The organism is Stappia stellulata, from assembly GCF_020176715.1.
GTDB lineage: Bacteria > Pseudomonadota > Alphaproteobacteria > Rhizobiales > Stappiaceae > Stappia.
Genome location: NZ_JAIVMF010000001.1, coordinates 428,419 through 449,305 on the forward strand (window position 1 = coordinate 428,419; position 20,887 = coordinate 449,305).

At 66.3% G+C, this 20,887-nt stretch carries 18 protein-coding genes, 1 tRNA gene and 1 riboswitch; of the genes, 8 read left to right on the forward strand and 11 right to left on the reverse strand.

From position 1 onward, the window contains the following. Window positions 1-15 precede the first annotated feature (15 nt). The 3 genes from cobN to cobU are packed head-to-tail and all read right to left on the reverse strand — an operon-like array spanning window position 16 to window position 5,582. Window positions 16-3,885 carry a cobaltochelatase subunit CobN gene (gene cobN, locus LC092_RS01990; RefSeq protein WP_224804506.1) on the reverse strand — a complete coding sequence of 1,290 codons (3,870 nt, stop codon included), beginning with the start codon at window positions 3,883-3,885 and terminating at the stop codon, window positions 16-18. Between the two features lie 39 nt (window positions 3,886-3,924). Further along, window positions 3,925-5,034, reverse strand: a complete 1,110-nt coding sequence (cobW, locus tag LC092_RS01995; protein WP_224804508.1) for a cobalamin biosynthesis protein CobW — start codon at window positions 5,032-5,034, stop codon at window positions 3,925-3,927. Next, window positions 5,031-5,582, reverse strand: a complete 552-nt coding sequence (gene cobU / locus LC092_RS02000) for a bifunctional adenosylcobinamide kinase/adenosylcobinamide-phosphate guanylyltransferase (RefSeq protein WP_224804510.1) — start codon at window positions 5,580-5,582, stop codon at window positions 5,031-5,033. The genes cobW and cobU overlap by 4 nt, the downstream gene beginning before the upstream one ends. A 114-nt stretch (window positions 5,583-5,696) precedes the next feature. Continuing rightward, window positions 5,697-5,930, reverse strand: a riboswitch (cobalamin riboswitch). Between the two features lie 189 nt (window positions 5,931-6,119). Here cobU and LC092_RS02005 point away from each other — a divergent pair. Further along, a tRNA-Asn gene (locus LC092_RS02005) sits at window positions 6,120-6,195 on the forward strand. A 314-nt stretch (window positions 6,196-6,509) separates the two neighbouring features. Here the strand turns inward: LC092_RS02005 and LC092_RS02010 are convergent. The 4 genes from LC092_RS02010 to ectA form a co-directional block, all read right to left on the reverse strand. Then, complete coding sequence (locus LC092_RS02010; RefSeq protein ID WP_224804512.1) at window positions 6,510-8,054, reverse strand: aspartate kinase; 1,545 nt, start codon at window positions 8,052-8,054, stop codon at window positions 6,510-6,512. Window positions 8,055-8,239: 185 nt separating this feature from the next. Then, on the reverse strand, window positions 8,240-8,635 hold the full coding sequence (locus tag LC092_RS02015) for an ectoine synthase (protein WP_224804514.1): 396 nt from the start codon (window positions 8,633-8,635) through the stop codon (window positions 8,240-8,242). 5 nt (window positions 8,636-8,640) lie between these two features. After that, window positions 8,641-9,930: a diaminobutyrate--2-oxoglutarate transaminase gene (gene ectB, locus LC092_RS02020; RefSeq protein ID WP_224804516.1), complete on the reverse strand. Its 1,290-nt coding sequence runs from the start codon at window positions 9,928-9,930 to the stop codon at window positions 8,641-8,643. A gap of 67 nt (window positions 9,931-9,997) precedes the next feature. Next, window positions 9,998-10,543, reverse strand: coding sequence for a diaminobutyrate acetyltransferase (gene ectA, locus LC092_RS02025; protein WP_224804518.1), 546 nt, complete (start codon window positions 10,541-10,543; stop codon window positions 9,998-10,000). 189 nt (window positions 10,544-10,732) lie between these two features. Between ectA and LC092_RS02030 the strand changes: the two genes are divergently transcribed. Next, the gene (locus tag LC092_RS02030; RefSeq protein ID WP_224804520.1) at window positions 10,733-11,212 is read left to right on the forward strand and encodes a MarR family winged helix-turn-helix transcriptional regulator; all 480 of its coding nucleotides are present in this window, start codon (window positions 10,733-10,735) and stop codon (window positions 11,210-11,212) included. A gap of 8 nt (window positions 11,213-11,220) precedes the next feature. Here LC092_RS02030 and LC092_RS02035 read toward each other — a convergent pair whose 3' ends face one another. Continuing rightward, window positions 11,221-12,591: a PLP-dependent aminotransferase family protein gene (locus tag LC092_RS02035; protein ID WP_224804522.1), complete on the reverse strand. Its 1,371-nt coding sequence runs from the start codon at window positions 12,589-12,591 to the stop codon at window positions 11,221-11,223. A gap of 246 nt (window positions 12,592-12,837) precedes the next feature. Here LC092_RS02035 and LC092_RS02040 point away from each other — a divergent pair, with 246 nt between their 5' ends. The 5 genes from LC092_RS02040 (at window position 12,838) to LC092_RS02060 (ending at window position 18,015) form a co-directional block, all read left to right on the forward strand. Further along, window positions 12,838-14,136, forward strand: coding sequence for a hydroxymethylglutaryl-CoA reductase, degradative (locus LC092_RS02040; protein ID WP_224804524.1), 1,299 nt, complete (start codon window positions 12,838-12,840; stop codon window positions 14,134-14,136). Window positions 14,137-14,213: 77 nt separating this feature from the next. After that, a complete protein-coding gene (gene dctP / locus LC092_RS02045) occupies window positions 14,214-15,254 on the forward strand; it encodes a TRAP transporter substrate-binding protein DctP (protein WP_224804526.1) in 1,041 nt (346 codons plus the stop codon). 79 nt (window positions 15,255-15,333) lie between these two features. Next, on the forward strand, window positions 15,334-15,825 hold the full coding sequence (locus LC092_RS02050; RefSeq protein ID WP_224804528.1) for a TRAP transporter small permease subunit: 492 nt from the start codon (window positions 15,334-15,336) through the stop codon (window positions 15,823-15,825). Next, window positions 15,825-17,147 carry a TRAP transporter large permease gene (locus tag LC092_RS02055; protein ID WP_224804530.1) on the forward strand — a complete coding sequence of 441 codons (1,323 nt, stop codon included), beginning with the start codon at window positions 15,825-15,827 and terminating at the stop codon, window positions 17,145-17,147. Before LC092_RS02050 ends, LC092_RS02055 begins: the two co-directional genes overlap by 1 nt. A 4-nt stretch (window positions 17,148-17,151) precedes the next feature. Continuing rightward, the gene (locus LC092_RS02060) at window positions 17,152-18,015 is read left to right on the forward strand and encodes a hydroxymethylglutaryl-CoA lyase (protein WP_224804532.1); all 864 of its coding nucleotides are present in this window, start codon (window positions 17,152-17,154) and stop codon (window positions 18,013-18,015) included. Between the two features lie 101 nt (window positions 18,016-18,116). Here the strand turns inward: LC092_RS02060 and LC092_RS02065 are convergent, their stop codons facing one another. From LC092_RS02065 to LC092_RS02075, 3 genes are all read right to left on the reverse strand, one after another. Continuing rightward, entirely contained in the window at window positions 18,117-18,689 is a 573-nt protein-coding gene (locus LC092_RS02065; protein ID WP_224804534.1) for a fasciclin domain-containing protein, read from the reverse strand. A 202-nt stretch (window positions 18,690-18,891) separates the two neighbouring features. Continuing rightward, window positions 18,892-19,581: an anti-sigma factor domain-containing protein gene (locus LC092_RS02070; protein WP_224804536.1), complete on the reverse strand. Its 690-nt coding sequence runs from the start codon at window positions 19,579-19,581 to the stop codon at window positions 18,892-18,894. Beyond that, a complete protein-coding gene (locus tag LC092_RS02075; RefSeq protein WP_224804538.1) occupies window positions 19,578-20,168 on the reverse strand; it encodes a sigma-70 family RNA polymerase sigma factor in 591 nt (196 codons plus the stop codon). Before LC092_RS02075 ends, LC092_RS02070 begins: the two co-directional genes overlap by 4 nt. 263 nt (window positions 20,169-20,431) lie before the next feature. On the opposite strand from LC092_RS02075, the gene LC092_RS02080 reads away from it, so the two are divergent. After that, window positions 20,432-20,836 (forward strand): hypothetical protein, encoded by a 405-nt coding sequence (locus LC092_RS02080; RefSeq protein ID WP_224804540.1) that lies wholly within the window; start codon window positions 20,432-20,434, stop codon window positions 20,834-20,836. Window positions 20,837-20,887 lie beyond the last annotated feature (51 nt).

Here is a 20,887-nt window from a genome sequence, read left to right on the forward strand (position 1 = left end):
CGGCTTTCTTGTCGCTCACCCGATCGTCTCCCCTTGTTGTGTCGTCAGCGCCGCGCGCGTGGAATTGCGCCGGGGCGTCCACAGTCCGCGCTCCACCGCCTCGCGGAAGCGCGCCTCAATTTCCTCAAGCGCCTTCGGATTGGCCTCGGCGAGAAAGTCCCGCACGGCCTCGTCATCCAGATAGGCCTCATAGAGCTGGTCGAAGTGATGGTCGCCGACCGCATGGGTCGTCGCCGCGAAGGCAAAGAGATAATCGACCGTCGCGGCGATCTCGAAGGCACCCTTGTAGCCGTGGCGCATGACGCCGGCGATCCACTTCGGATTGGCGGCGCGCCCGCGCACCACCCGGCCGATCTCTTCCGACAGCGTGCGGATAACCGGGCGTTCGGGACGCGAATGGTCGTTGTGGTAGATTTTCGGCGCGGCACCTTTCAGCGTTTCCACCGTCGCCGCCAGTCCGCCCTCGAACTGGTAGTAGTCGTCGCTGTCGAGGAGGTCGTGCTCGCGGTTGTCCTGATTGTGCAAGACCGCGTCGACCTGCGAGAGCCGTTCCTCCAGCGCGCCGCGCGCCGCATCGCCCTGCACCCCGCCGCCATAGGCGTAACCGCCCCAGGCAAGGAACGCGTCGGCGAAATCGGAGCGCTCGGACCACACGCCCTCGTCGATAAGCGCCTGAAGGCCCGCGCCATAGGCTCCGGGCTTCGAGCCGAACACACGGTATGCGGCCGTGCGCGCGGCCCGGTCTTCGGGTTCACCTGCCGCGATCAGTCTCTGTGTCTCCGCCCGCACCCGGTCGGCCAGCGGATTGGCATCCGCCGGTTCCTCAAGTGCGGCAACGGCCGCGACGGCCGACTGGAACAGATCGATCTGATGCGGGAAGGCATCGCGGAAAAAGCCGGAGATCCGAAGCGTCACATCGATGCGCGGCCGTCCGAGCTCCGACAGCGACAGGATATCGAAGCCGGTCACGCGGCCCGACCCGGGCTCCCATTTGGGGCGCGTGCCGATCAGCGCCAGCGCCTGCGCCACGTCATCGCCGCCGGTGCGCATGTTGGCCGTGCCCCAGCAGGTCAGCACCACGGCTTGCGGATACTCGCCCTCGTCCTGGAAATGCCGCTCCACAAGGCGCTCCGCGCTCGCCGCGCCGATCTTCCAGGAGGTCTGGGTGGGGACGGCGCGCACGTCGACGGAATAGAAGTTGCGGCCCGTCGGCAGCACGTCCGGCCGCCCGCGTGTCGGCGCGCCCGAGGGGCCGGGCGGCACGAAGCGTCCGCCGAGCGCATCGAGCACACCGCGCATCTCGCCCTCACCGGAGGCAATGACCGCCGGGGCGATACGGCCCTCGATCTCGGCGAGAACCGCGCACGTCGCGGTCCAGCCTTCGGGCGCCTCGCCGCGTGCAATTACACCGGCCGCCAACAGTTCCAGCCGCTCCACCGTATCGCCGGCACTGCGCCAGGGCGCGTCGGAGACACGGGCCAGCTCATCAGGTCGCGGCCCCTGCCACGTCGCCTCGAAGGCGCAATCGAGCGGGTCGAAGCCGTCGCTGTCTTTCGTCATCCCGGACGGAGCGTCAGCGGAGATCCGGGATCGGGGTGCCATCGGACCCTCGTTGTCTTCCGGCTCTCCGATCCCGGCTCGCGCGTCGCTTGGCCGGGATGACGCGGAAGCAAGCCCGAGATCCCGCGCCAGGGCGCGGGTGATCCCGGCGTTTGCCTCCCCCTCGCCGCGCGGCACGCGCACCATCGCCGACAGGAGATCGGTCAGAAGCCGCCCCTCGGGTGCCGCACCGAGCACATGAAGCCCGTCGCGGATCTGAAGTTCCTTGAGGTCGCAGAGATGGGCGTCGAGCCGCGCCAGACGGGTTTCCTCGTCCATCTCGTCGGTAAGGCCGATGTCGCGATCCAGTCCATGCCGTGTCGCGGTTTCCAGGATGTCGCGCGTCAGCGCCTTGAGGCGGCGCGGATCGACGCCCTGCGCCAGATAATATTCGTCGAGAAGCACCTCGAGCTCCTGCGACACGCCGTGGCTCTCGGCCCGCGTCAGCGGCGGCGTCAGGTGATCGACAATGACGGCTGAATTGCGTCGTTTGGCCTGCGCACCCTCGCCCGGATCGTTGACGATGAAGGGATAGATATTCGGCACGGGACCGAGAACGGCTTCGGGGAAACAGTCTTGCGACAGCGCCAGCGCCTTTCCCGGCAGCCATTCGAGATTGCCGTGCTTGCCCAGATGCACGACCGCATGAACGCCAAGGATCTCGCGCAGCCAGATGTAGAAGGCGAAATAGTGATGCGGCGGCACCAGATCCGGATCGTGGTAGGTTTCCTTGGGATCGATGTTGTAGCCGCGCGCGGGCTGGATGCCGACGACGGCATTGCCGAACTGCGTGATCGCCAGACGAAACGCCCCGTCCTCGACATGCGGATCGGCTTCGGGCGCGCCCCAGCGCCCGGTCACCGCATCGCGCACCGCCTCCGGCAGGCGCTCGTAGTGTTTCGCATAGTCTTCAAGCGCAAGCGCCGCGCCGCCGTGGCGTGCGCGGCGATCCTCCAGCGCATTGGTCGGACCGGAGCTGATCGCAGCCATCAGCGCGGCGGAATCCTGCGGCAGGCCGGACACGGCGTAGCCCGCGTCTTCCAATGCCTTCAGCACCGCGACGCAGGAGGCGGGCGTATCGAGCCCGACGCCATTGGCGAGCCGCCCGTCCTCGTTCGGATAGTTCGCGAGGATCAGCGCCAGCTTCTTTTCCGCCGGCGGCACGGTGCGAAGTAAGGCCATGCGCGCGGCAAGCTCGGCGACGAAGTCGATCCGGTCCGCCTTCGGCACGAAACGCACCGGCGCCGACTGCGTGAGCGGATCCCGCTCGCCCTGTTCCTTGAAGGAGACGGCGCGGGTGGTGAGGCGCCCGTCGATTTCGGGCAAGACCACATGCATCGCCAGATCGCGGATCGAAAGCCCCTGATCGGCGGATTGCCAGCCCTCTTGCGAGGACGAGGAAAAAATCACCTGAAGCACCGGCGCGCCCGGCGTGTCGAGCGGCGTCGGCTGATGGGCAACACCTGCCTTGGAGACGGCAAAGGCGGTCGCGTTGAGCACCACAGCAGGTGCGGCCTCCTCGAACAATGAGGCGAGCACGGCGGCCGACTCGGCATCCTTCAGCGAGGCGACGAAGACCGGCAGCGGGTTCAGCCCGCGCGCGGCAAGGGCGTTCGCGAGCGCTTCAACCGGTTCGGTCGCGGCACTTTGCATCAGCGCCCGGTAGAAGACGATGGCCGCCACCGGCGCATCCGGGTCGCGCCATTGCGCTTTCAGATCGGCGAGCGAGGCCGCCGCCTGTCCGGGTTGGAACAGGCCAGCGCGCGGCAAGGCGCGCGGCGGGTCCGGCTCGGGCGTTCCGTCGAGCAGGTGCCGGGCAAAGCCGAGCAGATTGGCGAGATTGTCGGCCCCGCCATCGGCGCAATAGCGCCAGAGCCGCTGGACCGTCTCGATATCGAGCGTGGAGCGGGCGGCAAGCTCCGCGTCCCAACGGTCGTCGCCCGGCATCACGGCGAGCTTCACGCCATAGCCGTTCGCCAGTCCGCCGAGCCGCTCAAGCCCGTAGGGCCAGTATTCCGCCCCGCCCAGAAGCCGCAGGATCACCAGTCGCGATCCCTGCAGCGTCCGCTCTGCATAAAGATCGACCGAATAGGGGTGCGACAGCGCCAAAAGGCTTGCGAGCCGCACCGAGGGCGCGGCTTCGCCCAGACGACGCACGGCGCCGGCAAGCGAGGCAAGCTCCGTGTCGGCGGCCGACAGAAAGACGACATCGGCGGGCGTCTGTTCAAGGTCGACCGCCTCGTCGCCCTCATCGATGCGGCCGCTGCGTCCCGCCAGGATATGCATGTCGTCTCCCCTTGCTGCGAGCAATCGCCTACGTGTCGATCAGGCCGCCAGCGCGTCGGTGAGGATCGCGCGGGCCCGGCCGAGGTCGAAGCCGGCAAGACCGATCACGACGAGTTGGCCCGTGCCGCGCGCATCGCGGGCAAACCAGGTTTCGACACGCGGGCCGACCGCCTGCACCATTGCAGGTGCCGGCTTGCAGTCGACCGCGACCGCGCCCTTGATCCTGAGCACGCCGGGGATCGCCATCGCCGCCTCGACGCGGGCCTTCAAATCGGCCAGCGAGGCAATCCCCGCAAGCGCCACGACATGGCTTTCGAAGGCGTCGTGATCATGATCGTGGTGGTGATGGTCGTGGTCGTGGTCATCATCATGGTCATGGTCATGGTCATGATGGTCGTGCTGCGCCTCGTGGTGGCTCTTGCGGCCGTCCATGTCGTCTTCCGCGGCACTGCCGCGTCCAAGCAGAACGTCGGCGGAAAGCACGCCCTTTTCCGCCGTGACGATCTCCACCGCCGGGCGCAGGCGCGCCGCAACGCGGGCGCGCACCGTCTCAAGGGCGGCGGCGTCGACGAGATCGGCCTTGTTCAGCACCACAAGATCGGCACAGGCGAGCTGGTCCTCGAAGAGTTCCTCGACCGGGCTGTCGTGATCGAGAGAGTCGTCCGCCGCGCGTTGGGCCGCGACCGCCGCCTCGTCGCTCGCAACCCGTCCTTCCGCAACGGCGGCGGTGTCGACGACCGTGACGACGGCATCGACCGTCACCCGGGTCTTGACCGACGGCCAGGAAAACGCGCGCACCAGCGGCTGCGGCAGCGCCAGGCCCGACGTCTCGATGACGATGTGGTCGGGCGCCTCGTCGCGGGCGATCAGCATTTCCATGGTGGGCAGGAAATCGTCGGCGACCGTGCAGCAGATACAGCCGTTGGTCAGCTCCACCACATCCTCCGCCGCGCAATCGGGATCGGCGCAGCCGTCGACCAGCGAGCCGTCGAAGCCCATGTCGCCGAACTCGTTGACGATCAGCGCGATGCGCTTGCCCTTGGCCTCGCGCAGGAGGTTGGACAGAAGCGTGGTCTTTCCGGCGCCCAGAAAGCCGGTGATGATCGTGGCGGGAATTTTCGGCTTCGGCGCGTGAGGGGACGCGGTCATAGGCGGATCTCCGGTTGAACGGGGGCAGGCTTCAGGACGAGCGGCTGACCGGCGGCGACAAGCACCACCGTATCGGCCGCATCGGCGATGGTTCGATTGAGGCGGCCCTGCGCGTCGCGGAACCGGCGCGCCAGGGCATTTTCCGGCACGATGCCGGAGCCGACTTCATTGGTGACGCAGACGACGGGGCCACTTGCCGCGGCAAGCGCCGCGACGAGCGCAGTCGTTTCCGCCTCGATATCGGCGTCGGCGAACATCAGGTTGGAAAGCCACAGCGTCAGGCAATCGACGAGAATCGCGCGGTCGGCCGCGCTTTCGCGGGCGATCACATCGGCGATGGCCCGCTGTTCCTCGATTGTCGCCCAGCCGTCGCCGCGCTGGAGGCGGTGGCGCGCCACACGCTCTTCCATTTCCGCGTCATAGGGGGTGCAGGTCGCGACATAGACAGGCGCAAGCCGGCTCTCGCGGATCAATGCTTCCGCGTAGAGGCTCTTGCCGGAACGCGCTCCGCCCGTCACCAGCACGCATTGCGCAGCGGAAACGGTCATGGGCGCGACGCACCCGACGGCAGACGGATTGCGGGACAGCAGCCGACGGAGAAAGCCCGTCCGGCGAAATGCAAATTCATATGGCAGGCCTCCTGCCGTCCACCCGACGGCGCGCGACGTTTCTTGCGTTCCGGCTCGTCTCCTGGCTTACGGGTCGTAGCCGGTCCTTTGCCCTTCCCGGACACGATGCGTGTCCAGTGGTCTGCGCAAGGGGGCTCGCCGCTCACAGTTGCGGGGGCAGCTGCGGATTCGGGAGCCCGGATTGGGTCCTCCCCCACCGCATTCCGACTTTCCCCTTCCCTTGAGGCTTGAGCCTGCGCGGGAAGGACCGGAAACCAAGTCATACCCCGGCACGGTCCGCGCAACAAGCACGGGCGCAACCCCAGGCACGCTCCGGCACGATCAGGCCCGCCATTGTCGCCAGCCGTTGAAAACCGCGCTTGTGGAAAAGTTTTTGGGACAAAGGCCTTGGCAAGGGCGCCCCGCGTTTGCTATATGCTCGCCACCGACGCGATGCAGCGCATCGCTCGAGAGTGTTCCCCGGTAGCTCAGTTGGTAGAGCAAGCGGCTGTTAACCGCTGGGTCGCTGGTTCGAGTCCGGCCCGGGGAGCCATTCTCCTTTTACTCTCTCCTTAAAACACATTGAAAACCGCCGATTTGGCGTGTTTTTTGCGGCGCGTGCGGCCGTCGCCACCCGTTTGCATCGCGCACCGCTGCGCGGCGTTGGTACGATTGTTGGTACCGCCCCTTCTCCCCTGCCAGTGTCGACACGACTGGACTGCACCGGTCATCGCATGCCTGCAAGGCAAGCGCCACGCATGCCCCTCCCCCAACGCGAAACGGCGCGGGAGGTGCCCCCCGCGCCGCTCTTTTTCCATGTCCGTGCCCAAGTCCGCGCCTGTGGCCCGCCCGGCCTCAAACGGCCTCTCAGGCCGCCTGCGACAAGGTCGCGGGCGTCGGCGCATCGGATTCGGTGGCGCCCGGTCTCAATGCGTTGGTGTCACCTTCGCAAAAAGCCTGGTGCAGCACCTTGACCGCGTTGTCCTTGTCCTTGCCGCCGACGACGAACTGGACGTCGACCTTGCGGCCGGTGTCCTGGGCGGAGATCACCTCGATGCCGGCGGCATCAAGCGCCTTGAGACCTTCCAGCATAACGCTGAGACCGGTCAGGTCGCGTCCGATCACCGACACGATGGCCGAGCGTCGAGTGGCGATCCGCGCGGACGGATAGCGCTTCATCAGGTCCTGCTCGACCCGCTTCAAGAGCTTCAGCGGCGCCTCGACGTGGTGGACGATCGAATTGGCGTTCGACACCTTGGAGACGATTCGCACATTGTGGCGCGTCAGCACCTCGAGGATTGCCGCGTCGTAGCCCTTCACGCCGACCATGTCCTGCTCGAACACCTCGAAGGAGGTGACCGGAATGCCGGTGACCATTTCCACGCCCGGCGTCTCCGCCGGCTCCGCGTCGATCAGCGTGCCCGGATCTTCCGGCTCGAAGGCATTGGTAACGCGCAGCGGCACGCCGGCCTGGCGCAGCGTCTTGGCGGCGTTAGGGTGGATCGCCTCCATGCCCATGTTGGAAAGCTGGTCGGCCACGTCGTAATTGGTCCGGCCGATCTTGCGCACCGCATCCGTTCCGACCAGGCGCGGGTCGGCGCTGGAGAGATGGAACTCCTTGTGAATGATCGCCTCGCGCGCGCCGGAAAGCGCCGCGATCTGCGCGAAAGTCACCTCGGAATAGCCGCGGTCGTATTCGCGCATCAGGCCTTCGCGGCACTGCGCATAGCCGGTGACGATGGCCAGCTCGCGCTCGACGTCGATCTTGGAAAAGGCCATCTCGATGCGCTCGTTGAGGCTCGGCTGGCTTTCGTCGCGCCAGCCCGACAGGTCGACGAACCGCGCGTTGACATTGTGGCGGCGCAGCAGCAGCGCGAGGCTGTTTGCCGAATGCGCCTCGCCGAGGCCCGACAGCAGCTCGCGCGTCGTCATCATGTGTTCGGCCAGGTTGAAGTGGCCGTAGGAGCACAGGCGCTGCAGGTCGAGCAGGCAACCGCGCGCGCCCTCGATGCGCTCGCGCACGAACTCGTCGGCGGAATCGCGATCGGCGGATTCGTCGAAGATCTCGCCGTTGATGCGATACATCTCGCGCGCCACATCGTTCAGCGCTTCCATCCAGCCGTGGTCCTCGTCGGCATCCGCGAACAGCGCATAGACGCCCGGCTTGCCGGTCTTCTTGTCTTCCAGCAGCTTGTTGGTGATGCCGCCGAAGGCGGAGACCACGAAGACCCGATTGTACAGTTGGTCCTCGCCGCGGCTGCCGACAAGAATCGTGTCGACAAGCTCGCGGGCGCGGCTCATCGACGTGCCGCCGATCTTCTCAACGGTGTGCGCGCCGGCCGGAGTAGGCGTCGCTGCATCCACCCGGGGAAGGCTTTCGGGGGCGGTCATCTGTTCGTTCTCATTGGTCATTGTCGGATCAAACCCTTTTGTTGATCATCGTGCCGGACCGCTGGCAATCGCGACGCCCGGACAAGCGACCGGAAGCCGGCGTTCACGCCGGCCCCAAGGCATGCGGCGCGAACGCCGTCATGCAGTCTCATGGTGCACGGGCGGCGACCCTCGGCCGCACGCCCCGTCAAGTTCGGGAACAGGCCTCAGACGGCCTCGCTCTCCGGCGCGTAGGACCCATCCTCGCGGTGCACCTCGTTGCCGGTGACCGGCGGGTTGAACACGCAGGCGAGGATCATGTCCTCCTTGCCGCCGCGCAGGATGTGCTTGTCGTGCTTGTCGAGCGCATACATGACGCCGGGGCGGATCTCGTGGGTCTCGCCGGTGGCCAGATCGGTGATCGAGCCGTCGCCGGAGACGCAATAGACGCTTTCGAAGTGATGCTTGTAGTGAAACTGGCTCTCACTTCCCGCCTTGATCGTCGTGATGTGAAAGCTGAAGCCCATGTTGTCGTCCTTGAGCAACAGGCGCACGCTTTCCCAATTGCCGGCCGCGACCCTGCGGTCGGTCTTCTTGGCTTCGTGAAAATCCCTGACAATCATACTCTTTACTCCGCAGCAATGCTTGTGGACTGGACGCAGTTGGCAACCGCTTCCTCGAGGATATCGAGGCCGCGCTCGAACAGCGCCTTGTCGATATTCAGCGGCGCCAGGACCTTGACCACTTCGTCATAGGCGCCCGACGTTTCGATGATCAAACCGTTTTCGAAGCAGCGCGCGCAGATGTCGCTGGCAAGCTCCCCGGAGCCGACGTCGACGCCGCGCATCATGCCACGGCCCTTCAGCCGGGCACCCGGCAGCATGCTGCGCACCTTTTCCAGGCGCTTCTCGAGAATGTCGGCCCGTTCGTTAATGCCCTTCTGGAAGGCACCGTCCGACCAGTATTTCTCCAGCGCGACGCGCGCCGTCACGAAGGCGTGGTTGTTGCCGCGGAACGTGCCGTTGTGCTCGGCCGGACCGAAGATGTCGTACTCCGGCTTGATCAGCATCGCGGCGAACGGAAGACCGTAGCCTGACAACGACTTCGCCATGGTGACGAGGTCCGGCGACACACCCATTTCCTCGAAGCTGAAGAAGGTGCCCGTGCGGCCAACGCCGGCCTGAATGTCATCGATGATGAACAGCGCGCCGTTGTCGCGGGCGATCTGCTCGACGCGACGCACCCATTCGGCGCTCGCGGCGTTCAGGCCACCCTCGCCCTGGACGGTTTCCAACAGGATCGCGGCCGGCGCGTCGATGCCGCCCGACGGATCGCTGAGCATGGCTTCCAGCAGGTCGGCCGCATCGCCGCCCGACTTCAGGTAGTTGTCGAAGGGCATGCGCGTCACATCCGGCAGCGACACGCCGCCACCGCCACGGTGGTAGCCGTTGCCGGTCGCAGACAAGGCGCCCAGCGTCACGCCGTGGAAGCCGTTGGTGAAGGTGATCACATTGGTACGCTTGGTCACCTTGCGGGCCAGCTTCAGCGCCGCCTCGACGGCATTGGCGCCGGTCGGGCCCATGAACATGACCTTGTGGTCCATGCCGCGCGGCTTGAGGATGATCTCCTCAAAGGCGCCCAGGAACTCGGCCTTGGCCTTGGTATGCATGTCCAGGCCATGGGTCACGCCATCGGCACTGATGTAGTCGATCAGCGCCTGCTTCATGTCCGGGTCGTTGTGCCCGTAGTTGAGCGACGAGCAGCCGGCGAGGAAGTCGATGTAGTCATTGCCGGCACCGTCGCTGAGAAGAGCGCCAGTGGCCTTGGTGAACACCGTGGGGAAGCTGCGGCAATAGCTGCGGGCTTCCGACTCGCGGCGTGCGAAGATCGTACGGTCGTCAGTGTTGACGGTCGTCATGTTGCATCCTTTCGAGATGTCTCATGCTGAGATATGGCTTGGGAGAATGAAGTGGCGGCGGCGCGCGTCACGCAGCGCTGCGCGCCCTCTCCTCGAAGCGCAGTGTCACCATGTGCTCGGTGGCGTGCTCGCCATCGAAATGCGCATCGCGACGGAAATACGGCTCACGCAGCAGCTTCGCATCACGGCGGCGCGCGAGAGACGTGAACAACGCCCAGCTGGCGTCATTGTCGGAAGTGATGGTGGTCTTCAGGTGCTGCACGTTCTCACATGCATCCCGGTTCAGCAGCTCGGCGAGCAGACGCTTGCCAAGACCCTGGCCCTGCGCCGCCTCCGCGACCGCAACCTGCCAGACGAAGACCGTATCGGGCTGATCGGGGATAATATAGGCAGACACCCAGCCGACGATCTCGCCATCGCTTTCGCGTTCGGCGACGACACAGGTGTCGGCAAAGTGGTCGCATTGCAGCAGATTGCAATACATCGAATTTTCATCAAGGGGGCCGCATTCGCCGATCAGGCGCCAGATACTGGCACCGTCTTCGGCGGTCGGCTTTCGGAAAACGATGGCATCGTTTGTCCGGCGAGCGGATTTGATCGGGGTAAGGGACATGGAATCCTCTTCTCTGTTCGTGCTGGATATTACGTCTATCGAACTAGTTTTCAAGCTCAAGCGCCAAAAAAAATGGCAAAATGGCTGAAAACCAAGCGTTTCCCATACCCTACGGCGATCAAAAAATTCGCTTATCGAATAATATTTAGTCTGCTACCTAACCCGGAAACCGTGTCAAAGAGCCAATCCATGGAAAATCGGGTCCAAACCAGCCTCATCGCCCTGCGCCGCATCCTGCGGGCCACCGAATTGAACGCGCGCACGCTCGCGCGCGCGACTGGGCTGACCACCCCGCAGTTCATCGTGCTGTCGATCGTGGCCGAATCGGACGAGATTTCACCCAAGGGGATCGCGGCGCGTGCCGGCGTCGGACAGGCCACCGCCACGTCGCTGCTCGACAAGCTCGAGGCGCGCGGACTGGTGAAGCGCACCCGCGGCGAGATCGACCGGCGCGTGGTCTGGGTCACCGCCACCGACGCCGGGCGCGAGACGCTGAAGACCGCGCCGGACGCGTTGCAGGAGGTTTTCGCCTCCCAGTTCAACAAGCTGCAGGACTGGGAACAGGCGATGATCGTGGCGGTTCTGGAGAAGGTCGGCTCCATGTTGAACGCCGGCGCCATCGATGCCTCGCCGATGCTCGACGTCGGCGCGGTCGACCGCAAGCAGTAGCCTCCAGCCTAGAAGGCGACGGCAAGCCGCTTGAGAAACGCGACGAACCGGGGATCGCCGGCGCGCGCGATGTTGATGCGCAGGCCCGGACGATGCCGCGCGGGACCGGCCGCAAAAAATGTTCCCGGCGCCAGGAAGATGCTCTCGCGCGCCGCGCGCTGCGCGATCTCGAGGTCGCTGGCCCCCTCCGGCAGCTCCAGATAAGTGTAATAGCCGTGCCCGGGCGGGGAATGCGTCGCGAGGCCGAGCCGGGCGAACACGGCGGTGAGATCTGCGCTGGCCGCCTCGATCCGCTGTCCCAGCCGCTTCAGATGCTTGTCGTAGCGGCGCGAGGTCATCATGTCGGCGATCATCAGCTCGGAAAACCGCGAGCTGTTCACGGCGGTGATCATCTTCAGTTCCGCCAGTTCGTCGACGATGTCGGAGGCAGCGGCGATATAGCCGCTGCGAAAGCTCGCCGAGACCGTCTTGGAGAAGGAGCCGACGAATATCACGTTGCGCAACTGGTCGAGCGCGGCAAGCGGAACGCCGCGCGCACCGGGAAGATCGACGAAGGGATCGTCGTCGACCACGCGGAAGCCATGGGTCTCGGCGATCTGCAGGACGCCATGGGCGTGGGCGAGGTCGATCGAGCCGCCGGTCGGGTTCTGGGCATGGGACTGGGTAAAGAAAAACGCCGGGCGTTCGCGCTCGGCACAGGCCCGCAAGTCGTCCAGATCCGGCCCCTGCGGACCGCGTCGCACGCCCACCTGGCGCACCTGGGCGAATTTCAGCTTGGCGAAGAGCGGATAATAGCCGGGATCATCGACCAGCACGGTGTCTCCGGGCGAGAGATACCGACGGATGATCATATCGAGCGCATGATTGGCGCCGAAGGTGGTGACCACGCGTTCGGCGTTGAGCGCGATGTCGCGGGCGCGAAAGCGCGCGGCGATCAGCTCACGCAAGCCCCGATAGCCCTTCGGCGAGCCGTAGCCGGAGCTGTCGGCCGTCGCCTCCCCCGAGGCACCGAGCGCGCGCTTGGGCAGGATGCCGTCCATCCAGGCGGCCGGCGGGCGACCGTCGCCGACACGAAGCTGATAGTTCTGGTCGAGCTGCGCGCGCAGCAGCGACACGCTGTCGACAGCCTCCACCAGATGCGGCGGCGCCTCGTCGCCCCGCACCGGCCGTGCCGATGACACGACCGAAAAGCCGGCGCCCGGACGCGCGGCGATCAGACCGAGCGAGACAAGCCGGTCGTAGGCCTCCACCGCCGTGTTCTTGGAGACGCCGAATTCCTCAGCCGCCCGGCGGATCGAGGCAAGCTTCGCGCCGGGCGGAAGCAGGCCCTCCTCGACCCTGCGGCGGATCTCCGCGACGATGGATTCGGTCTTGGTCACACGCTCGCCTCCAAACTGTACCAGTTTTCGTATCGGTATGGTTTTGGCATATTTTCCCGGACTGTACCTTCTCGCAGTCGCTCCGGCCACCTAATCCGATCCCTGACAAAAAACACGATGAGCGGAGTGCATCCGCGCGCCGTCGGCTCCGTCTTTCGCGCCATACGCGTCGGACGCCGGGCGTGTCCTGCCAATCCGCTCCAACTCGGTCAGCGCCGCGAGCCCGCGGCGCACAGGGAGACAGTCATGAGTGACCCCACATCGCCGCGCCGCACCTACAGCTCCCGCATCGAGGGCCTGCGCGCGCTGGAGCCGGCCGACCGTCTGGCGCGGCTTGCCGAGACCGCTGGCCTCTCCGCCGAGGACAGCGCGGCACTTGCCGGAAACGCGCTTCCGATCACCACCGCCAACGGCATGATCGAGAACGTCATCGGCACCTTCGAACTGCCGCTCGGCATCGCCTCCAACTTCACCGTGAACGGGCGCGACTATCTGGTGCCGATGGCGGTGGAAGAGCCCTCCGTCGTCGCGGCGGCCTCCTATATGGCCCGCATCGCGCGCGGCTGCGGCGGCTTCGTCACCTCCAGCGACGCGCCGATCATGCGTGCGCAGATCCAGGTCTTGGGCGTGGGCGACGTGCATGGCGCGCGCCAGCGCCTGCTTGGCGCGCAGGCCGAACTGATCGAGAGGGCCAACGCCCGCGACACCGTGCTGATCGGTCTCGGCGGCGGCTGCAAGGCGATCGAGGTCCAGACCTTCGAAACCTCGCCGGTCGGGGCGATGGTCGTCCTGCATCTCTTGGTCGACGTGCGCGACGCGATGGGCGCCAACACGGTCAACACCATGGCCGAGACCATCGCGCCGCGGGTCGCGGAGATCGCAGGCGGCTCCGTGCGGCTGCGCATTCTCTCCAATCTCGCCGACCGCCGCCTGGCCCGTGCCCGCGTCGAGCTGACGCCGGAGGCGCTGACGACCAAGACGCTCGATGGCGCCGATGTCGCGCGCGGCATGGTGGAGGCCTGCGCGCTGGCGCTGATCGACCCCTACCGGGCCGCCACCCACAACAAGGGCATCATGAACGGCATCGACCCGGTTGTCGTCGCCACCGGTAATGACTGGCGCGCCATCGAGGCCGGCGCCCATGCCTTTGCCGCGCGCAGCGGTAAGTACACCTCCCTCACCCATTGGGAGCTGACGCCCGAGGGCAATCTCACCGGCACCATCGAGCTGCCGCTGGCGCTCGGCCTCGTCGGCGGCGCGACCAAGACCCATCCGGCGGCGCAGGCCGCTCTCAAGGTGCTTGGCGTCACCAGCGCCCAGGAGCTGGCGGAGGTCACCGCCGCCGTCGGTCTGGCGCAGAACATGGCGGCGCTGCGCGCGCTTGCCACCGAAGGCATCCAGAAGGGCCACATGGCCCTTCATGCCCGCAACATCGCGATCGTCGCCGGCGCCAAGGGGCCGGAGGTCGACGCCATCGCCAAGGCGCTCGCCGCCTCAGGCGATGTCAGCGTCGGCAAGGCGAAGGAACTGCTGGCCGCCAGATAACGGCCGGCGAGACGGAGACCGCCGACCGGAAAACTTCCGAAACGGCGGTTCCACCATAAAACGGGAAGGAAACACTCATGACGAATTCAAGCAGGCGTTCATTCCTGCGCGGTGCCGGCGTTGCGGCCCTCGCAGCTCCGGCCGTGGTCGCGGCCTCCTCGGTCCGGGCGCAAGGCGCGACCAAGTGGCGGATGCAGGCGCTTTGGGGCGGCGGCACCACGCCGATGCTCTATGAAGAGCGGTTCTGCGAGCGCGTCAAGCAGCTCACCGGCGGCAGCCTCGAGATCACGCCGTTTGCCGGCGGCCAGATCGTGCCGAGCGCACAGGCCTTCGACGCGGTGCGCGGCGGTGCCTTCCAGCTGATGAAGACCTTCGACGGCTACACCGCCGGCAAGATCCCGGCGCATGGCTTCACCTCCACGGTGCCCTTCGGCTTCCCCGAGGCGGACCAGTATGAGGCATGGTTCTACGAGCGCGGCGGTCTTGAGCTTGCGCGCAAGTCCTATGCGCCTGCCGGCCTGACCTACATCGCGCCGACCGTCTACGGCGAGGAGCCGATCCACTCCAAGGTCGAGATCCGCAAGATCGCCGACATGAACGGCCTGAAGGGCCGCTTCGTCGGTCTCGCCTCCGCCGTGATGGCCGACTTCGGCGTCACCGTCTCGCCGCTGCCGACCTCGGAAGTCTATTCCGCGCTCGACAAGGGCCTGATCGACTTCGCCGACCGCGGCGACATCAAGGCGAACTATGAGGAAGGCCTGCATGAGGTCTCCAAGTATCTGATCCTGCCGGGCGTGCACCAGCCGAGCACCGCGACCTCCTATGTCGCCAACACCGCCGCCTACGGCCAGTTGGACGACCAGCAGCGCGGCGCGCTGGAAGTGGCCGCGCGCGAGGTTTCCGGCGCCCTGCGCCAGGACATTCTTGTGGCCAACGCGGAATACACCGCGAAGTTCGAGGAAGCCGGCGTCGAGGTCATCATGCTGGATCCCGCCGATGTGGCCGAGGCGCGCGGCAAGGCCGTCGCCGCCTGGGAAAAGGCAACCAATGGCGACGCGCTCGCCATGGAAATGATGGACACGCAGCGCGTCCTGATGAAGGATTTGCGCCTGCTCTGATCCCGCCACCGATCCATCCGGATCGACCCGCCCGGCCCCACTGGCCGGGCGGTCTCCATCTTTCTGCGAGGCCATCGACATGCATGCCGCGGCACGGGCGCTCACCGCGCTCAACAAGGCGCTGTTTTCGCTCACCAAGTGGCTGGTCTATGCGATTGCCGGCCTGATGCTCTTCGAGGTGTTTTCCCGCTACAGCCTGGAAAACCCGACCTCCTGGGCGCCGGAACTCGCGACCCTGCTGTTCGGCCCGTTCTTCCTGCTCGGCGGCCCCTATCTGCTGCACAGCGGCGGACATGTCGCCGTCGATATCCTTTCGGCACGCGCCAGCGGCCGTCTGGCGGTCGTGCTGAAGATCTGCGCCGCGCTGCTGGCGCTGCTCTTCGGCGCGATCCTCTTGTGGTTCAGCGCCCCGCTCGCCCATCAGTCCTACACCTACGCCGAGACCAGCTATTCCGCCTGGAACCCGGTGATCTGGCCGGTCAAGGCGGTGCTGCCGCTCGCCGCCCTGCTCCTCATGCTGCAGGCGCTCGCCGAGCTTGTCTTTCTGACGCCCGAGCGGGGAGCGACGTGATGGAATCCTCGTTCATTCTCGTCGGCATGTTCGCCTCGCTCGTGCTGCTGATGCTCACCGGCGCGGGACTGGCCTTCGTGCTGGGTGCCATCGCCTTTCTCGCCACCGTCACCATCTGGGGGCCGAGCGCGCTGATCGTCACCGTGCTCAACACCTTCGAGACGATGACGTCGGAAGCGTTGATGGCGATCCCGCTCTATGTGCTGATGGCCTCGATCCTGCAGAAATCCTCGATCATCGACGACCTCTACACGGCGATGGAAACCTGGTTCCAGGGCCTGTCCGGCGGGCTTGCCATTGGCACCATCGTGATCTGCACGATCATGGCGGCCATGACCGGCGTCGTCGGCGCGGCGGTGGCAGCCATGGGCATTCTCGCCCTGCCCTCGATGCTGGCGCGGCGCTACCACCCGCCGCTGGCGCTCGGCGCGATCTGCGCCGGCGGCACGCTCGGCATTCTCATTCCGCCCTCGGTCGTCACCATCGTCTATGCGATCACCGCCCAGATCTCGATCGGCAAGATGTTCATCGCCGGTGTCGTGCCGGGCATCATCCTGGCAACCGGCTATTGCCTCTATATCTACATCCGCGTGCGGCTGAACCCGTCGCTGGCGCCGGTCGCCGAACCCGTCGCCCGCGTCAGCCTTGCCGCCCGGCTTGCCACGCTGAAGACGCTGGTGCTGCCGGCCTTCGTCATCACCAGCGTGCTCGGCACGATCTACATGGGTCTTGCCACGCCGACGGAAGCCGCCGCCGTCGGCGTGCTCGGCGCGCTGGTGTCCGCGGCTATTTCCGGGCGCCTGAAGCTCTCCAGCCTGTCGTCCGCGGCAACCGACACGCTGCGCGTCACCGCCATGATCCTGTGGATCACCATCGGCGCGCGCGCCTTCATCTCGGTCTTCGTCGCCACCGGCGGCGCGGACTCCGTGCTCGGCTTCGTGGAGACGCTCGAGGCTTCGCGCTGGGTGGTGCTGGGCGCCATGCTGCTGGTGCTGATCCTGCTCGGGCTGTTCCTGGACGAGATCGGCATCATCCTCTTGTGCGTACCGGTCTTCCTGCCCATCGTGAAGACGCTCGGCTTCGATCCGCTGTGGTTCGGCGTGCTCTTCATGATCACCGCGCAGATGGCCTATATCACCCCGCCCTTCGGCTACACGCTGTTCTACCTGAAGGGCGTGCTGCCCGAGGGGATCGGCATCGGCCAAGTCTATCGCGGCGTGCTGCCGTTCTTCGCGATCCAGCTCGTGGTTCTCGTACTCTTCATCCTGTTCCCGGATATCGTCACCTGGCTGCCGGAAGCGGCGTCCGCGAGGCTGAAGTAAAGCCATGACCACGGACCGCGTCACCCTCTTCGAGGTCGGCCCCCGCGACGGGCTGCAGAACATCAAGGTCTTCGTGCCGACCAAGGACAAGATCGCGCTGGTCAACGCCCTGTCACGGACGGGGCTGACCAAGATCGAGGCGGCGAGTTTCGTCAGTCCGCGCTGGGTGCCGCAAATGGCCGATGGCGCCGAGGTGGTGGCGGGGATCGAACGCGTTCCCGGCGTTGCAATCGCCGCGCTGACGCCGAATCTCAAGGGCTATCAGGCGGCAAAAGCGGCGCGTGTCGACGAGGTCGCGGTCTTCGCCTCGGCCTCCGAAGGCTTCAGCCGGGCCAATCTCAATTGCTCGATCGCCGAGAGCCTGGAGCGGTTCCGGCCGCTGATGGAGGAGGCGCACGCCGACGGCATGCCGGTGCGCGGCTATCTCTCCTGCGTGATCGCCTGCCCCTATGATGGCGCGACCGCACCGAAGGCGGTGGCAGGGGTGGCCGAAAAACTTCTGGAAATGGGCTGCTACGAGATTTCGCTGGGCGACACCATCGGCGCGGGCAATTCCGCGTCGCTGTCCGCCCTGCTCGACGCCGTGCTGGACCGGATCCCGGCCAAAAAGCTCGTCGGGCATTTCCACGACACCGGCGGCACGGCGCTTGAGATGATCGAGGTGGCTCTCGAGCGGGGCTTGCGGGTGTTCGATGCCTCCGCCGGCGGGCTTGGCGGCTGTCCCTATGCGCCGGGCGCACGCGGCAATGTCGACACGCTGGCGGCGCTGCGCCGGATCGAGGCGCTCGGCTTTTCCTGCGGCATCGACTCCGCCGCACTGGAAGAGGCCACGCGGATCGCGGCGCGGATCGGCTCCGCAGTCGACTAAACTGAAAAAATCCGGCCGCACGGGGCAAGAGGCAAGCGATGTCGCCCCGCGCGGCCGGCCGCTCCGCCGTCATCGCTGAAGGCGGAGCGAAGCGAAACCGCTTACGACTTCGGCAGAAGCACGCCGTCGATCACATGGATGACGCCGTTCGACTGGTCGACATCGGCAATCGTGACGGTGGCCATGTTGCCCTGACCGTCCTCGATCACGATCTTTCCGTCCTTGGTGCGGGCGGTGAACTCGCAACCGCCCACGGTCTTGACCGGATGCGCGCCGCCGTCGTCGGCGATCATCTTGTTGATCGCGTCCGACATCGCATCGGCGGCGACCACATGACAGGTCAGGATCTTGGTGAGCTGGTCCTTGTTCTCCGGCTTCAGCAGGCCTGCCACCGTGCCCTCGGGAAGCTTGTCGAAGGCGTCATTGGTCGGCGCGAAGACGGTGAACGGCCCCTCGCCCATCAGCGTTTCGGCCAGGCCCGCCGCCTGCACCGCGGCCACCAGCGTGGTGTGGTCCTTGGAGTTGACGGCGTTTTCGACGATCGTCTTGTCGGCATACATCGGCGCGCCGCCGACCATCGGGTTGGACGCCTTCGCCACACCGGTCGCGACCGCGGCGGTGACGACTGCGGTGACGGCGGCCGTCGCCAGAAGGGTCTTTGCTTCCTTGATCATACGTCTCTCCTGTCAGTTCCAAATCTGGGTGACCGCGCCGGGCGAGCGGTTTCGATCGTTGCGGTCAGGGGAGTTACCGGCGGGCGGAGAGAAAAGTTTCAGGACAGGCGATCACACGCCCGTGAGCGGGTGCCGGGCAGACACGAAAATGGGCCGCGCCCGATGGCGCAGCCCCTGACGCAGGCAGGACGGGTCGGAGGATCTAGTCCGGAATGAGCTGGCCGGAATAGACCACCGGGCCGGTGGGAGCGCCGGTCGGCGAGCCGCCGCGCGGTTCCACGCTGACCGCGAGCACGCCATCGGCGGCGATGCCGTTGCGGTCCAGATCGGCCGTTATGGGAGTGGACACGTCGATGACGCCGAGCGACCGCGGTGCTAAATCCGGGCCGACGTACCAAAGCTCAAGATCGTTGTCCTCCGGCTTTTCCGCCGAGACGGGCCGCACGCTGACCTGACGGCCGGCGAGATCCACCTTGACGATCAGGGCGGGCAGGCCCGCGTCGCGGTTGACGACGGCGATATAGGACTGCCCCTGCGGCGGCGGCAGGACGTCGCGGATATAGTAGCCTGACCCCAGGCCGATCATCAGCGCGACAAAGCCGGCCGCATAGGCCAGCCGTGCCCGTCCGTGTCCGCGCGCCGGCGCATCCTCGATCGACACGGTCACTGCCTCGCGGTCCAGCTCGGCCTCGATAAGCGGCAGCAGGCCGTCCGGTGCGGGCAACTCCTCAAGGGTCTGCGACAAGGGCGCCAGACGGGTCTCCCAGGCCTCTATTTCGCGGGCGAGACGGGCGTCGTCGACGCGCAACCGCTCCACCCGGCGCCGGTCCGCGGCGGAAAGCGTGCCGAGGACATATTCCCCGGCCAGTGCTGTGCATTCGTCGTCCGTCATGAGGTGCCCAAACACGTCTTCAGGGCGGCAAGCCCTCGAAACAGCCACGTCTTGATCGTCCCGACCGGACGGTCGAAACGCTCGCTCAGATCCTCGCGGGAGTATCCTTCATAATAGGCAAGCAGCACGCAGCGCCTGTGATCGCTCTCCAGGCTTGCCAGACACGCCTTCAGCGCCTCCAGATCCCAGGGAGCGGGATGTTCGGTCGGATCCGCAACCCGCATCATCGGATCCTCGTCGTCCTCGCCGCGCGCGCCGTCGAACAGGGCGCTTGCCCGTCCGCGCGCGCGAACCGCATCGATGGCGGCGTTGCGCGCGATGGTCACGAGCCATGTCACCGGCGCGGCGCGCGTCGGATCGAACCCGTCCGCGTAACGCCAGACCCGGAGATAGGCCTCCTGCATCACGTCCTCGGCGAGGGACCTGTCCTTGCAGATACCGAGCACCGCGCCGAAAAGTTTCGCGCTGGTTCGCCCGTAGAGATCGCGGAACGCCATCCGGTCGCCGACAGCGACCGCGTCAAGCAGCCCGGCCAGATCGGATGCGGAGGATGTCGCATCCGCGGATGCGCCAGAAGCAATTGTCATTCAGCAGAGACTCCCGTCTGCACAACCTATGACAAGAAACACCGGACCTGTCGAATGCCTGTGATTCAAGAACGGCCCCATCGTCGCGGCGCGGCGGCACACAATCAAGCCCGCATCGCCCGAACCCGGCCCGGCAGAAAAATTTCCGGTTTTTCCCGGGTCCCTTGAAACCTTTTGCCCGGTCGCACGGTAGCTCCTTCATGCACGGCCGGAAAGCCGACGCTTTTTTCGCAACGACGCAGCAAGAAACAGCAGGAGCCATCATGAAGCGCATTCTCCTTTCCATCGCCCTGATCGCCGCCGCCGGCACCGCTTCCGCCGACGACCACGCGATGGGCGTCGAAGCCATGGACCAGTCGGTCGCAAACGGCATCGTGTCGGCCGCCAAGGTGACGGCCGAGAACAACGGCTGGCTGGTGGTGCACCGCACCGACGGCAGCAAGCCCGGCCCCGTTGTCGGCTACGCCCCGATCCGCGCCGGCGAGACCACCGACGTCGCCGCGATCCTCAGCGAGCCGGTCGCATCCGGCGACAAGCTGATGCTGATGGTCCACGGCGAGGACGGCGGCATGAAGACCGGCGGCTTCGAATATTCGCTGGGCGCCAAGGAAGACGGGCCGGTCAAGGTCGACGGCAAGCTGGTGATGACCGTCATCACCGCGCAATAACGCCGGCGGAAGACCGGCGACGCGGGACGAGCGGCCCCATCGGCTCCCCTC